Source organism: Bradyrhizobium genosp. SA-4 str. CB756 (assembly GCF_000473125.1).
Lineage (GTDB): Bacteria > Pseudomonadota > Alphaproteobacteria > Rhizobiales > Xanthobacteraceae > Bradyrhizobium > Bradyrhizobium arachidis.
Genome location: NZ_KI421499.1, coordinates 8374832 through 8388946 on the forward strand (window position 1 = coordinate 8374832; position 14115 = coordinate 8388946).

Below are 14115 nucleotides of genomic sequence, written 5' to 3' on the forward strand. Positions count from 1 at the left end.
CCAAACAACGGCCTGTGGTTATGGGTCCCCGCTTTCGCGGGGACGACATCGAGTGTGAGGCCCGCGCCACCGCTCCTCACGTCACCGGCATCCGACCCACCACCCCCGTTCCAAAACCCCCGCAAAACTGGCATAGCTTAACCATGTCGTATGTAGCGGACAGGGTGGAGCAGGCATGGCGCAGGCGGTATTGGGCATCATCGGCGGCTCCGGCATCTACGATTTGCCGGGCCTCGAAGGCGCGCACGAGGAGGTGATCAAGAGCCCCTGGGGCGAGCCGTCGGCGCCGCTCCGGCGCGGCACCATCGCGGGCCTGCCGATCGTGTTCCTGCCGCGGCACGACAAGGGCCACCGGTTGTCGCCCTCCGACATCAACTATCGCGCCAACATCGACGTGCTGAAGCGCGCCGGCGTCACTGACCTGATCTCGCTGTCGGCCTGCGGTTCCTTCAGGGAGGAACTGCCGCCCGGCACGTTCGTTCTCGTCGATCAGTTCGTCGACCGCACCTACAAGCGCGAGAGCTCGTTCTTCGGCCGCGGCTGTGTCGCGCACGTGTCGATGGCGCATCCGGTCTCGCCGCGCTTGCGCATCCATCTTGCAGCGGCGGCCGAAGCCGAGGGCATCGCGATCGCGCGCGGCGGCACCTATGTCTGCATGGAGGGCCCGCAATTCTCCACCTATGCGGAGAGCATGACCTACAAGACACACGGTTACTCCGTGATCGGCATGACCAACATGCCGGAAGCGAAACTCGCCCGTGAGGCGGAGATCTGCTATGCCACCGTCGCGATGGTGACGGATTTCGACTGCTGGCATCCCGATCACGACGCCGTCACCGTGCAGGACATCATCCGCGTGCTGAACTCGAACGCCGACAAGGCCAAGGCGCTGGTGGCGCGGCTCGCAAAGGATTTTCCGCGCGAGCACGAGCCGTGCCCGATCGGTTCGGACCGTGCGCTCGACACCGCGCTGATCACCGCACCCGAGGCGCGCGATCCCGAACTCCTGAAGAAGCTCGATGCGGTGGCCGGGCGCATCCTGCGCGGGTGAGACGCAAGAAGAACGAAAAGGCAGAATGCCATGAAGGTCGACGGCAAGCATTTCCGCAGCATCTGGCGCGAGCGCGATGGCTGGTCGGTCGGTGCGATCGATCAGCGCCGGTTGCCGCATGAGTTCGTCGTTGCGAAGCTGACCTCGTGCGAGGATGCGGCCGTCGCCATCCGCGACATGCTGGTGCGCGGTGCGCCGCTGATCGGCGCCACCGCGGCCTACGGCATGGCGCTCGCGATGCGCGAGAACGCCTCCGACGCCGGCCTGAAGCGCGCCTATGAGACGCTGGTCGTGGCGCGGCCGACCGCGATCAATCTGAAATGGGCGCTCGACGAGATGCGTGCGACGCTCGCGCCAATCGATCCGGCCGAGCGGGCGGAAGCCGCCTATGCGCGCGCCGACGAGATCGTCGAGCAGGACGTCGAGATCAACCGCGGCATCGCCGGCAACGGCCTGAAGCTGATCGAGGCGATCGCGGCGAAGAAACCGGGCGAAGTGGTCAACGTGCTGACCCATTGCAATGCCGGCTGGCTCGCGACCGTCGACTGGGGCACGGCAACGGCGCCGATCTATCTCGCGCATGAGCGCGGCATCAAGGTCCATGTCTGGGTCGACGAGACCCGCCCGCGCAACCAGGGCGCCTCGCTCACGGCGTGGGAGCTCGGCCATCACGGCGTGCCGCACACGGTCATCCCCGACAACACCGGGGGACACCTGATGCAGCACGGCATGGTCGATCTCGCCATCGTCGGCACCGACCGCGTCGCCGCCAATGGCGACGTCTGCAACAAGATCGGCACATACTTGAAGGCGCTCGCCGCGCACGACAACGGCGTGCCGTTCTACGTCGCGCTGCCGTCGCCGACCATCGATTTCGCCGTCGATGACGGCATCCGAGACATCCCGATCGAGCAGCGCAGCGGCACGGAAGTCACCGACATGACCGGCCGCACCGCGGATGGAAGGCTGGAAACGGTTCGCATCGTGCCGGAGGGATCACCGGTGGCGAACTATGCCTTCGACGTGACGCCCGCGCGGCTGGTGACGGGGTTGATCACTGAGCGCGGCGTGCTGAAGGCGGATCGAGCTTCGCTGGCTGCTGCGTTCCCCGAGCGGATTGCTGCTGCGGCGGAATAGGTCTCGTAGGGTGGGCAAAGGCGCGAAAGCGCCGTGCCCACCATCTGCTTGTGGTGGGCACGCTTCCGCTTTGCCCACCCTACGGTCTTTGCGAGCTAGCTCAGCTTCAACCCCGTCGCCGCCTCGAGCTCCGCGATCGCTTGCGAGCCGCTCGTGACCTTGATCGTGGTCATGCCCATCTCCCGCGCCGGCTTCAGGTTGACGCCGAGATCGTCGAGATAAATGCACTTCTTCGGATCGACCTTCAGCGTCTCCACCATCATCCCGTAGATTCGCGGATCGGGCTTGCGCAGGCCGATCTTGGCGGACTCGATGACGTGGTCGAACAGCACCATCACTTCGGCAATGTAAAGCGAGCGTCCGGTCATGCTGCCGATGGCGTTGGCGGGGAGATTGTTGGTGATGCAGCCGGTCTTGAATTGCGCCTTGATGCGCTTGAGCGCCTCGACCATCTCGGGGCGCAGGTCGCCCTGGAGCAGCGGCAGCACGTCGCGGCCGCGCACTTCGGCACCGAGTGCGCGTGACTCCTCCGCGAACAAGGCATCGAACGTGTCGATGTCGACCTCGGCCCGCTCGAACTTGGCCCAGGCGTTTTCCAGGTGATTGGCAGCGTTGGTGCGGCGGATGATGTCGGCGGGCAATCCGCGCTCCGTCTCGAACCGTGTGAATGCCTCGAACGGCGAACTGGTCAAAACGCCGCCAAAATCAAAGATCACTGCCTCGATCGCCACTGTCCTGCCCTCGTCAATTCCTTTCCAAGAGCGCTAGCATGCGTTATCGGCAAGGACCAGTCCGAAGCAATCCGCGCCCGCATCGACTCCGCTCCAATACGTGTTCCCATGAAGAAGCTCGCAGCCCTCATCATTGCCGCTCTGCTCGCCACCCCCGCTCACGCCATCGTCGGCGGCGGCACGCCGCAGGCCGATGGCGTTGCACGCGCGGTCGTCACCATTGTCGGCTCGCGCGGCAATTTCTGTACCGGCAGCCTGATCGCGCCGAAAATCGTGCTGACGGTTGCGCATTGCGTGCAGCCCGGCGCGGACTACAAGATCGTCGATCGCGGCACCGACGGTGCGCCGCAACTGCTGAATGTGCGCTCCGTCGCGATCCACCCAAATTTCAACATTCAGGCGATGCAGGCGCATCGCGCCACTGCCGACGTAGCGCTGCTGCAGCTCGATATTCCACTCAAGGGAAAATCGACGGTCGTGGTCGGCGCGCCGAATATTCCGATCCAGGTCGGCGGCCGCTTCGTCATCGCCGGTATCGGCGTCACCGTGCGCGGCGACGGCAAGAGCGGCGGCACCACGCGCGTTGCCGGTCTCGTTGCGACAGGGCAGCCCGGCACGCTTCAAATTCGCCTGGTCGATCCCGTAACCAACGGTGTTCGCGACGGAATCGGCGCCTGTACCGGCGATTCCGGCGGTCCCGTGTTCGAGGACAAGCCGAGTGGTCCCGTGCTTGTCGGTCTTATCAGCTGGTCCACAGGACCGAATGGCGCCGCCGGCTGCGGCGGCTTGACCGGCGCCACTCCGCTCACGCTCTATCGCGACTGGATCTTGCAGACCGCACGGAGCTGGGGCGCAGCGTTGTAGTTTGACCGCGAATTGATCTATGTCATTTTAATGCGGAAGCGCGATGGGCGACCATGCCCGTCGCGGAGGAAACGCGTCGCCAATAAGGCGGCCTGAAAAAGACAAGGCATAGAAGCAACAATGAATGTCGCTGTTCGCAGTCACGCCATGGCCAAACAGGCTTCTGAACATTTCGACGTGATGATCGTCGGTGCCGGCATCTCCGGCATCGGCAGCGCCTATCACATCGAAAAGCAGCTGCCGGGCACGAGCTACGTCATCCTGGAAACGCAAGAGACGTTCGGCGGCACCTGGTCGACGCATCGCTATCCCGGCATTCGCTCCGACAGCGACCTCCACACCTTCGGCTACAGCTTCAAGCCCTGGGTCGGCCCGCCGATCGCGACCGCCGAAGAAATCCTCACCTACATGAAAGAGGTGATCGACGATAACGATATCGCCCGGCATATCCGCTACAAGCACAAGATCAACTCCGCGAGCTGGTCGAGCGAACAGAATCTCTGGACCATCGAGGCGACGACGACCGATACGGGCGAGGCAAAGACCTTCACCGCGAATTTTCTCTGGATGTGCCAAGGTTATTATCGCCATTCCGAAGGCTACACACCGGAATGGAAGGGCATGGACCGCTTCAAGGGCCGCATCGTCCATCCGCAGACCTGGCCTGACGATATCGATCTCGCGAACAAGAAGGTGGTCGTGATCGGCTCCGGTGCGACCGCGGCGACGCTGGTGCCGAACATCGCCGACGCATGCGCGCATGTCACCATGCTGCAGCGTTCGCCGACCTATTTCCGGCTCGGCCGCAACGCCATCGAGATCGCCGAGGAGCTGCGACGGCTTCAGGTCGACGAGACCTGGATTCACGAGATCGTCCGCCGCAAGATCCTGTTCGAGCAGGACGCGTTCACGAAGCTCTGCATCTCCAAGCCCGAGCAGGTGAAGAAGGACCTGATCGGCCAGATCAGCGCGGTGCTCGGCCCCGACTACGATGTCGAGACGCATTTCACGCCGAGCTATCGGCCATGGCGCCAGCGCATCGCTTTCGTGCCGGATGCCGATCTGTTCAAGGGCATTGCCAGCGGCAAGGCTTCCGTCGTCACCGACGAGATCGAATGCTTCGTAGAGAACGGCATTCAGCTCAAATCGGGCAAGCTGCTGGAGGCCGATATCATCGTCACGGCGACCGGCTTCAATCTCTCGGCACTCGGCGACATCGCCTTCGAGGTCGACGGCAAGCCGCTCGCCTTCGGCGACACCGTCACCTATCGCGGCATGATGTTCACGGGCGTGCCGAACATGGCCTGGGTGTTCGGCTATTTCCGCGCGAGCTGGACGCTGCGCGTCGACCTCGTCGCCGATTTCGTCTGCCGGCTGCTCGGCCACATGAAGGCGAAGGGTACGAAGAAGGTCGAGGTCAGGCTGCGCCCCGAAGACCACAACATGCCGATCCTGCCCTGGATCGATCCGGAAAACTTCAACCCCGGCTACATCATGCGCAACATGAACCTGCTGCCGAAGCGCGGCGACAAGCCGGAATGGCAGCACAGCCAGGATTACTGGACCGAGAAGGACGAGATCCCGAAGACGGATCTGGACGACAAGGCGTTCGTTTACGGGTGAGGTGCGCTAGAGAAAGCCACGGACGGTCAAGGTTCATGTGAACGGCGGTCAACGCTGCAACGGGGCGGCACAGGCTGCAGATGCGCGGATTGATCATTCTGCGCGGCAAAAGCGTGGCGCAGTTGCAACATGGCGGCCGGATTCTGCTCCGGTTGTGGGGCGAACGGACGCATTTTGGCGCTGCCGTAGTGTTACGGAGCCTCGTCATGACCTAAGTTCCCGGCGGAATTGCTGGGAACGGGGGGTGTGGCGTGCAAGGCGAGGGGCTTTGGAGGCGGCAGGATCGACTGCGCCGATCCGTCGCTGCGTCGCTTGTAAGCGTATCGGCGGTCTTCGTCGGCCTCAGCCTTTGCACGACGCCGGCAAACGCGCTCTGCGCGCCCGATCCGGCCACCAGCGGTCAGACCGTTACATGTAGCGGCACGGACGCGGACGGCTTCCAGGCCGGGGCCGGGGTCGACAGTCTCAATGTCAACGTGCTCTCCGGCGCGACCGTGAACGATAACGGGACGGTCTCGATCGGCGTCAACAATACCAGCACGGTCGTCAACAACGGCACTCTATCGGCTGGCTCGGGCCTGATCGGCATTGGCGCCGGAAATTCGAACACCGTGACCAACAACGGCAGCATCACGGTGCTGGACAACGGCCTCGGCATCCAGGTGATCGATCACAACGTCGTCGCCAATGCCGGAACGATCACGACAGGTGACAACGGTGCCGCGATCTCGGTCGGCGACAGCAACACCGTCACCAACAGCGGTGCGCTGTCTGTCGGTGCGTCGGGGGTGGGCATCTTCTCGGGCCAGAACAACACGATCACCAACGCCGCGACGGGCACGATCACGGGCGGCGACGGTGCAAGCGGCATTTTTGGGTTTGGCGGCGCGACCATCACCAATGCCGGCACGATCACGGTCGGCGCTTCCGCCGGATTCTCCGGCGGCATCATGGCGATCAGCAACAACAATACGGTCGTCAACACCGCCACCGGCACGATCACGGTCGGGCAGTTCGCCGCCGGCATCTTTCTGCAAGGCAACGTCCAGACCGTCAGCAATTTTGGCTCAATCACGGCCGGCGATATTGGTGTTGGCATCGCCGCGCTCGGCGATGATGTCAAGATAACCAACGGCGGTACGATTACGGCGGGGGATACCGCATCGGCCGGCATTTCTGTGTCGGGTGATCGGGCCATCATCAGCCAGAGCGGCACGATCAATGTCGGCGTGGGCGGTGCGGGCATCGCCTATTCCGGTTCGTCGGCCACGATCACCAACAACGGACGAATTACGGGCGGCGATTTCGCCCAAGCCATTTTCGTGGCCGGTGACTCCAATGTCGTCACCAACGGCGGTACGATCACCGTCGGCGCCACCGGCGTCGGCATCAGCGTGAGCTCGTTCAGCACGACCAACCAGGTCGTCAATACCGGCACCATCACCGTCGGGGCCGGCGGTATCGGCATCAGCCTGAGCGGCGGCGGAAGCGTGTTCAACTCGGGCACCATCAACGCCGCGACCGGTCTGGCGGCGATCGAGTTCTGCAGCTGCGGCCCGAACACGCTGACGCTCGGCCCGGGCAGCGTCATCAACGGTCAGGTGCTTGGCGCCGGCACTGACACGTTGCAGCTCGGCGGCACCGGGAAGGACACGTTCGACCTCAGCCTGATCGGCAGCCTCCTCCAGTACGACGGCTTTGCGACCTTCAACAAGGTCGACAGCTCGACCTGGACCGTGACCGGCACCGGCAATCAGGACTGGAACGTGCTCGGAGGTACGCTTCTGCTCGCCGGTACCATCAACGGCACCGTGACCGTCGCGAGCGGTGGTACCTTCGGCGGCGTCGGCACGGTCGGCACGACCACCGTCAATGGCGGTGCACTGGCACCGGGCAATCCGACCGGCACGCTCACCGTGTCCGGCGACCTCACATTCACGTCGGCGTCGAGCTACCTGGTACAGGTCTCGGGCGCCAGCAACGGCCTTGCGGCGGTGACGGGAACGGCGACGCTTGGCGGTGCAACGGTCGTGGTCGTCCCAACCGGCTCGATCGCAAAGCACTACACGATCCTGACTGCGACGACGCTCCCCGATGCGTTCAATCCGGTCGTTGCCGGGCTCTCGTCGAACCTGAAGGCGGTGCTGAGCTATGATCCGAACAACGTCTTCCTCGATCTGTCGCTGAGCTACGGCTCCGGCCTCAATATCAACCAGCAGAATGTCGCCAACGCCCTGACGCGCATCTTCAACACCACCGGCAGCCTCCCGGTCGCGCTCGCCAATCTCTCGCCGGCCGGGCTCACCCAGGCCTCCGGTGAATCGGCCACGGGATCGCAGCAGACCACGTTCAACGCGATGAACCAGTTCATGAGCCTCTTGACCGATGTGTTCGGCTCGGGACGCAGCGGTGCGCCCGGTGCGACGCCGCTGGCCGAGGAAACGAACGCGAGCGCCTACGCCGCGCGTGGCAGGGACGCGCGCGACGCGTTCGCCTCGATCTACCGCAAGGCGCCGGCTGCGACCTTCGCGCAGCGCTGGGACGTCTGGGCGGCCGGCTTCGGCGGCTCGCAGACGACCGACGGCCATACCGCGCTCGGCTCGAACAACACCACCAGCAGCATCTATGGCACCGCGGTCGGTCTTGATTATCGCTTCTCGCCCTCGACCATCGCCGGCTTTGCGCTTGCTGGCGGCGGCACGGGCTTTGGCGTCAACGGGCTCGGCTGGGGCCGCTCCGACCTGTTCCAGGCTGGCGCCTTCGTGCGTCACACGGCGGGACCGGCCTATATCACGGCCGCGCTGGCCTATGGCTGGCAGGACGTCACCACCAACCGCATCGTCACAATTGCCGGCGTCGATCAGCTGCGCGCGCAGTTCAATGCCAACGCCCTCTCGGGCCGCATCGAGGGCGGCTATCGCTACGCCATGCAGTGGGTCGGCCTCACGCCCTACGCGGCGCTGCAGGCCACCATGTTCAGCCTTCCGAACTATTCGGAATTCGCCGTGGTCGGCAACAACACCTTCGCGCTCAATTATGGCGCCAAGGATGTGACCAGCACCCGCACCGAGCTCGGCCTGCGCGCCGACCAGTCGTTCGCCGCGGCCGGCGGGCTGATGACCTTGCGTGGCCGGCTCGCCTGGGCGCATGACTACAATCCGGATCGCACCGTCGGCGCGGTGTTCCAGACGCTGCCGGGCTCCGCCTTCGTCGTGAACGGCGCCGCGCAGGCGCGCGATTCCGCGCTGACGACGGCGGCAGTGCAGATGAACTGGATGAACGGCTGGTCCGCGTCGGCGACCTTCGAGGGCGAGTTCTCCAACGTCACCCGCTCCTATGCCGGCAAGGGCCTCGTGCGCTACGCGTGGTAGGCGAGGTCGATAGGCCACGGCGGGATTGCCATCCTCCCCTGGAGGGGTAGGGCAATCGCATGTGAATTCCACGAGAATTGTCTGCGGGCTTGCTCCGCCTCTCCCGCTTGCGGGAGAGGCCGACGCGCTCGCAGAGCGCGGCGGGTGAGGGCTCTTTCCTCTTGGGGATTATCCCGTTGAGGAGACACCCTCTCCCCAACCCTCTCCCGCAAGCGGGAGAGGGAGCCCAGTGCCGATGCCGCCGCATCGTGCAAGCCATATGCGATTGCCCTGCCCCTCCAGGGGAGGATAAGAGGAATCACCGCTTCTGCTGCTCGGGCCGGCGCGGCGGCCGCGGTGCGACGGGGGTGCCGGCCATCTTGTTGGCGGTTTCGCTGACGTCGAGCAGCGAGCGGCGGATGTCCTCGATGTAGCTCGCCGACTTCTTCCGCATGGTGTCGGCGAGCTCACGCAGCCCCTGCACCTTCTCGAACAGCTCGTCGGCCTTGCCGTCGACGAAGCCGGGCACGACGCCCTCGATCTTGGTGACGGCCTTGTCGAAGCCCGCAAAGGCGCTGTCGACCTTGGCCATCACGGAATCGATCTCACCACCCTTGCTGCGGAGATCGGCGGTATTGGTCTCGAACGTGCGCAGGCCCTCCTTGATCGCGGGGGCGTTGCTCACGATGGTGCGGTCGACACTGTGCAGGGTCTCAACGATGGATTCGGCATCGCTGAGATCGGCGGTCAGCACGGGGATGCCGTCCGAGTCCAGCGGCACGGGTGGGGCCGAGGGCGCGCCTCCGACCAGCGAGATCGCGGCAACGCCGGTGAGGCCCTGGAACTCGATGCCGGCGACGGTGTCCTTGCGGATCGGCGCGGCGTTGTCGAGCATCACCAGCGCCACGATCCGGCGCGGACTGTCCAGCTTGATCGACAGGATCTGGCCCGCAGGCACGCCGTCGAAATTCACCGGCCCGCCGCGGCGCAGCCCGCTGGCGGAGCCGCCCTCGAACACGACGCGCAATTGGCTCCGGCTCTGGATCGTGCGCCACTTTTGCACGCCGAGCAGGCCGCCGAACGCCACGGCGATCACCGCCAGCGTCGCGGTTCCGATGACGAGATTGCTCGCGCGTGCCATGCGGGAGATTTTACGGCCAAAGCGGGGAAGTTGGAAGGCGCCCGCAATGATACGCAGGACGGGTTAACGCCCGCCGAAGCTCGCAGAGCGAAGGCGCAAGCGTAACCCGTCGTCGAGACCTCAATGCCCGGCCGCTCGTTTTGCCGCGGCATTGTTCAGCACGATCAGGGCATCGACGGCCACACCCGTCTTCGCATTGATCAGGAACGGGTTGATGTCGATCGAGGCGATCCGGTCGCCGGCATCCGCGATCAAATTGGACAGGCCGACCAGCGCCTTCACCGCGGAGGTCTCGTGCAGGGCCGGCTTGCCGCGATAGCCGCGCATCTTGATGCCGGCCTTGGTGCGGCCGATCAGGAGCCGCGCCTCGGCCTCGTCCAGCGGTGCGCCGGCAAGCGCGACATCCTTCATCAGCTCGATATCGATGCCGCCGGTGCCGAACAGCACCACAGGTCCCATCTCGGCATCGAGCGAGGCGCCGACGACGAGCTCCAGGTCAGCCTTGACCTGCTGCGCGATCAAAATGCCATCGAGCTTCGGCTTGCCCTTCAGCTTCGCCACCCGCGCGGTGATGTCGGCAAAGGCCTTCTTCACCTCGGCCGCGCTGTTGAGGTTCAGCACCACGCCGCCAATGTCGGATTTGTGCAGGATCTCGGCGCTGACGACCTTTGCGACGACCGGGAAACCGATTTGCTTGGCGATCTTCGCAGCCTCCGCCGCGGTCTGCGCGATGGCTTCCTTGGAGATCGGGATGCCGTAGGCCTTCAGCAGCTTCTTCGAGGCGACCTCGTCGAGCGCGGCGCCGTTCGCCGCTTTCAATGCCTTCTCCAGCATCGCGCGTGCGGCAGGCTTGGAGCTCGAGACGATGTCGGGCACTTCTTTCCGTAAGCTGGCATAGGCGAGCAGCGACTTGATCGCGGTCACCGCGCGGTCCATGCCCTGCATCACCGCGAGATGCGGCAGCGATTTGCGCAAGCTTTTGGTGAACTCGGTGAAGCCGATCGACATCGCGCTGATATAGATCACGGGCTTTGAAGCCCGGCTCGCCATCTCGTTGACGATACGCAAATTGCGCTCGCGCAATTCGTGCGGCGCCTTCGGCAGCTCGGCATCGATGATGACGATGTCGATGTCGGGATCGTCGATCATCAGCTTGATCGACTTCATGTAGACGGAGGGATCGACCACCGCAGCAAAGCCGGCGTCGAGCGGATTACCGACGATCGAGCCCGGCCCGAGCATCTTTGCCAGTTCGGAACCGACGTGCGGGCTCAGCGGCGCAAAGTTCAGGCCCTCGGCATAGAAGGCATCAAGCAGCATGCCGCGCTTGCCGCCCGACAGCGTGACTGCGGCGAGCCGATCGCCCTTGGGCACGGCCGAGTGGACGAAGCATTCGGTGGTCTCGATCAGCTCGTCGAGCCCGCCGACCCGGATCACGCCCTCGCGCGTCGCAATGGCGTCGAAGGTCTCGATCGAGCCGGCGAGCGCGCCGGTATGGGCCATTGCCGCCGCGCGGCCGCCCTCGGATGCGCCGAGCTTGAGCGCAATCACCGGCTTGCTCGCGGCGCGCGCCGCCTTGCAGGCATCGCGGAACGCCTTGGTGTTGCGCACGCCTTCGAGGTAGACGACGATCACCCTGATGCTGGGATCCTCGGCGAAATAGCGCATCAGATCGGGCGTCTCGAGCCCGGCCTCGTTGCCTGTCGTCACCATGTAGCCGACACCGACGCCGCGATCTTCCAGCGCCTGCCGGATCGCCATGACGATGGCGCCGGATTGCCCGGCGATCGCCACCGCGCCCTGCTCCATGGTGACAATGCGGTCGTCGATATTGGTGAACAGCTTTTCGCCGGCGCTTAAGTTGCCGAGGCAGTTCGGGCCGGTGACGGCAAGGCCGGTCTCGCGCACCGCCGCCTGCAATTCGGCGGCGAGCTTTTGGCTCTCCGCATCCTGCAACTCACTGAAGCCCGAGGTGACGATGGTGGCCGAGCGCGCGCCGGCCGCAGCCGCATCGCGGATCACCTGCACGGCAAAGCGCGCCGGCACCAGCACCAGCACGTGATCGGGCTTTTCCGGGAGGCTCGCAAAGTCCTTGTAGCAGGGGACGCCCCAAATGGTCTCGCGCTTGGCGTTGACCGGATAGAGCCCGCCCTCGTAGCCGTACTTGACCAGATTGTTCCAAATGCGCTCGGCATAGTTGCCGGGCTTGTCGGTGGCGCCCACCAGCACGATGTTGTGCGGGTGCAGCATGGCGTGGATGCCTTTGGCGACATCGCTTGCATCGGGTGGCGGAGACCATGGGCGGGGAGACGTCGACGCAGCAGGCACCTGGGCTTCCATGCGCTCACCTCTTGTTCTTGTTGCAGCGCGCGCTCGGGCGCCGAGGTCTGGCGGGACTGATCGTGACATCTTCATCCCGCGTGGCGGAATGGTGAGACGTCACATCGAGGCTAGCATCACCAGAGTTTTGGCGAAAGTGCGAAGGGCCGTCGCTGATCTTCGCCTGCTCAGTAGCGCAGCAGGTTCAGCTTGTAGGCGTAGTGACAGGCGAGTTGCTTGGCGAGATAGGGAGCGATGGCGCGCCGGATCTGCATCTGCGTCGGATCGAAGCCGAGCACCCGGCGCCGCAAGATGCCCATCTCCCTGACGCCGACCGCGTAGGTCGACGCCGTCTTCTGTGCGTCGTGGATCCGGAAGCAGGCGATGAATCGCGGCAGGCGCACGAACTTGAATCCCGCGGCCTGCGCCCTCAGGATGAAGTCCCAGTCCATCGCGTAGTGGAAACTCTCGTCGATCGGCCCGATCCTGTCCCACACGCGCCTGCGCCAGAACATTGTCTCCTGCGGAATGTAGTCGGCATATCGCAGCGCCCTGCCGTCATGCGGCGGCAGTACGGCACGTCCGACCTCGAGCCCCTCGCGATCGACGAAGACGCGATGGCCGTAGACGATATCGACATGCGGATGCGACATGAAGTAGTTGGCGACATAGGCAAGCGTCCCCGGCAGCAGCATGTCGTCGCTGTTCAGGTAAGCCATGATCTCGCTGTCAACGCCGGCGAAGCCGAGATTGATGGCGTTCGATTGTCCCTCGTCCGGCTCGCTCTTCCAGCTGATGCTCGCGCCGCGGCTTTTCAGGAGATCGAGCGTGCCGTCGATCGAAGCACCGTCCTGCACGTGATAATACAGGTTTGGATAGTTCTGGCTCACGATGCTGTCGATCGTGGCACCGAGATACTGCGCATGGTTGTAGCTCGGCGTGACCATTGCGATCCGGGGTGCATTGCCGCGGATTGCGGGCGCCGGCGGGAAAGCCTTGAGGTTGAGCAGGCGCGGCGGATATTGCTCGAAGGTCCACATCGGCGGACGCCGCCACACGCTCCGCAGCGAGGATCGTCTTTGGCCGGCGGCGATGAGATCTTGGTTCCTCTCCAGCAGCGCGACGCGGTTTTCGAGTTGCTCGAATCGCTGTTCGAAACGCTGCCTGAGGTGGTCGTCCATTACCGCTTGTCCTGAAATTGCAGCGTCAAAAGATCAATCGGCCATTCTTATAGGTCTCCCGGCGATGACGCCAGTTCAGCGGCTCCAACAGGTGCGATGAATCACTGCGAGAGGCCCCGACTGCGAACCGCTATTCATCAGGTCCGATCAAGGTGGCGTGCAACACGTAGCGCTCGGGACCGGAGGTGACGGCGTCGAACGGCCAGCAGGTCGCGAGCACCAGCTCGAAATCCTGCGCCGCGGGATCGATGCCAGACTCATCGAAGCGAACCACGGCGGAGGAATCCGCGCGATAGCGAAAATGCTTGCCGTCCCTGCGCGTGACATCGATGACGTCTCCGATGGTAACATTCCGCAAGAAGCGGAAATGTGTGTCGCGATGGGCGGCATATACGGCAATACCGCGTTCGCCCGCATCAGCCGTTTGGCGGACATGACCGGGTCCGAACGCGAGCGCCTGGCCGCTCACACCGTCCAGCACGATCGCGCTGGCGCCGAGCCGCTTCACCTCGATCCGCGCGACCGGCCAGGTGTCGGCCCATGACCATGGCTTGACCACCTCGCCGGTCGCAACGCTCCTGTCGAACGCGCGCTCCAGCAGCACCTGCGCGAGCCAGGCTTTGGCATGGATGTAGGCGCCGTCGCCGCATAGGATGGCGCCGATGATGGCGAGGGCCAGGGGAGAGATGAGGCGGGGCATTCGAATCTCTTGTTCGTC

General features: G+C 64.5%; 10 protein-coding genes. 5 read left to right on the forward strand and 5 right to left on the reverse strand.

The window, feature by feature from the left end; translation table 11 throughout:
- The first annotated feature begins 175 nt into the window (after positions 1-175).
- On the forward strand, positions 176-1051 hold the full coding sequence (locus tag BRAGE_RS0140490; RefSeq protein ID WP_027563244.1) for an S-methyl-5'-thioadenosine phosphorylase: 876 nt from the start codon (positions 176-178) through the stop codon (positions 1049-1051).
- Positions 1052-1081: 30 nt separating this feature from the next.
- Positions 1082-2188: an S-methyl-5-thioribose-1-phosphate isomerase gene (gene mtnA / locus BRAGE_RS0140495; RefSeq protein WP_027563243.1), complete on the forward strand. Its 1107-nt coding sequence runs from the start codon at positions 1082-1084 to the stop codon at positions 2186-2188.
- Between the two features lie 95 nt (positions 2189-2283).
- Here mtnA and BRAGE_RS0140500 read toward each other — a convergent pair whose 3' ends face one another.
- A complete protein-coding gene (locus BRAGE_RS0140500; protein ID WP_027563242.1) occupies positions 2284-2919 on the reverse strand; it encodes an HAD-IA family hydrolase in 636 nt (211 codons plus the stop codon).
- Between the two features lie 108 nt (positions 2920-3027).
- On the opposite strand from BRAGE_RS0140500, the gene BRAGE_RS0140505 reads away from it, so the two are divergent.
- The 3 genes from BRAGE_RS0140505 (at position 3028) to BRAGE_RS0140520 (ending at position 8777) form a co-directional block, all read left to right on the forward strand.
- Entirely contained in the window at positions 3028-3783 is a 756-nt protein-coding gene (locus BRAGE_RS0140505) for a S1 family peptidase (RefSeq protein WP_027563241.1), read from the forward strand.
- A gap of 120 nt (positions 3784-3903) precedes the next feature.
- Entirely contained in the window at positions 3904-5406 is a 1503-nt protein-coding gene (locus BRAGE_RS0140510; protein WP_027563240.1) for a flavin-containing monooxygenase, read from the forward strand.
- 251 nt (positions 5407-5657) lie between these two features.
- Positions 5658-8777, forward strand: a complete 3120-nt coding sequence (locus BRAGE_RS0140520) for an autotransporter outer membrane beta-barrel domain-containing protein (RefSeq protein WP_027563239.1) — start codon at positions 5658-5660, stop codon at positions 8775-8777.
- A gap of 298 nt (positions 8778-9075) precedes the next feature.
- Here the strand turns inward: BRAGE_RS0140520 and BRAGE_RS0140525 are convergent, their stop codons facing one another.
- The 4 genes from BRAGE_RS0140525 to BRAGE_RS0140540 form a co-directional block, all read right to left on the reverse strand.
- Positions 9076-9897 carry an MlaD family protein gene (locus BRAGE_RS0140525; protein ID WP_027563238.1) on the reverse strand — a complete coding sequence of 274 codons (822 nt, stop codon included), beginning with the start codon at positions 9895-9897 and terminating at the stop codon, positions 9076-9078.
- Positions 9898-10017: 120 nt separating this feature from the next.
- On the reverse strand, positions 10018-12237 hold the full coding sequence (locus BRAGE_RS0140530) for an acetate--CoA ligase family protein (RefSeq protein ID WP_027563237.1): 2220 nt from the start codon (positions 12235-12237) through the stop codon (positions 10018-10020).
- A 167-nt stretch (positions 12238-12404) separates the two neighbouring features.
- Positions 12405-13397, reverse strand: a complete 993-nt coding sequence (locus BRAGE_RS0140535) for a glycosyltransferase family 2 protein (RefSeq protein ID WP_027563236.1) — start codon at positions 13395-13397, stop codon at positions 12405-12407.
- A 130-nt stretch (positions 13398-13527) separates the two neighbouring features.
- Positions 13528-14097 carry a class GN sortase gene (locus BRAGE_RS0140540; protein ID WP_027563235.1) on the reverse strand — a complete coding sequence of 190 codons (570 nt, stop codon included), beginning with the start codon at positions 14095-14097 and terminating at the stop codon, positions 13528-13530.
- Positions 14098-14115: the final 18 nt, after the last annotated feature.

Excerpts from the sequence above, each read along its gene's own strand:
- BRAGE_RS0140490 (WP_027563244.1), top strand. The coding sequence starts at position 176 with ATGGCGCAGGCGGTATTGGGCATCATCGGCGGCTCCGGCATCTACGAT.
- mtnA (WP_027563243.1), top strand. The coding sequence starts at position 1,082 with ATGAAGGTCGACGGCAAGCATTTCCGCAGCATCTGGCGCGAGCGCGAT.
- BRAGE_RS0140505 (WP_027563241.1), top strand. The coding sequence starts at position 3,028 with ATGAAGAAGCTCGCAGCCCTCATCATTGCCGCTCTGCTCGCCACCCCC.
- BRAGE_RS0140510 (WP_027563240.1), top strand. The coding sequence starts at position 3,904 with ATGAATGTCGCTGTTCGCAGTCACGCCATGGCCAAACAGGCTTCTGAA.
- BRAGE_RS0140525 (WP_027563238.1), bottom strand. The coding sequence starts at position 9,897 with ATGGCACGCGCGAGCAATCTCGTCATCGGAACCGCGACGCTGGCGGTG.
- BRAGE_RS0140530 (WP_027563237.1), bottom strand. The coding sequence starts at position 12,237 with ATGGAAGCCCAGGTGCCTGCTGCGTCGACGTCTCCCCGCCCATGGTCT.
- BRAGE_RS0140535 (WP_027563236.1), bottom strand. The coding sequence starts at position 13,397 with ATGGACGACCACCTCAGGCAGCGTTTCGAACAGCGATTCGAGCAACTC.
- BRAGE_RS0140540 (WP_027563235.1), bottom strand. The coding sequence starts at position 14,097 with ATGCCCCGCCTCATCTCTCCCCTGGCCCTCGCCATCATCGGCGCCATC.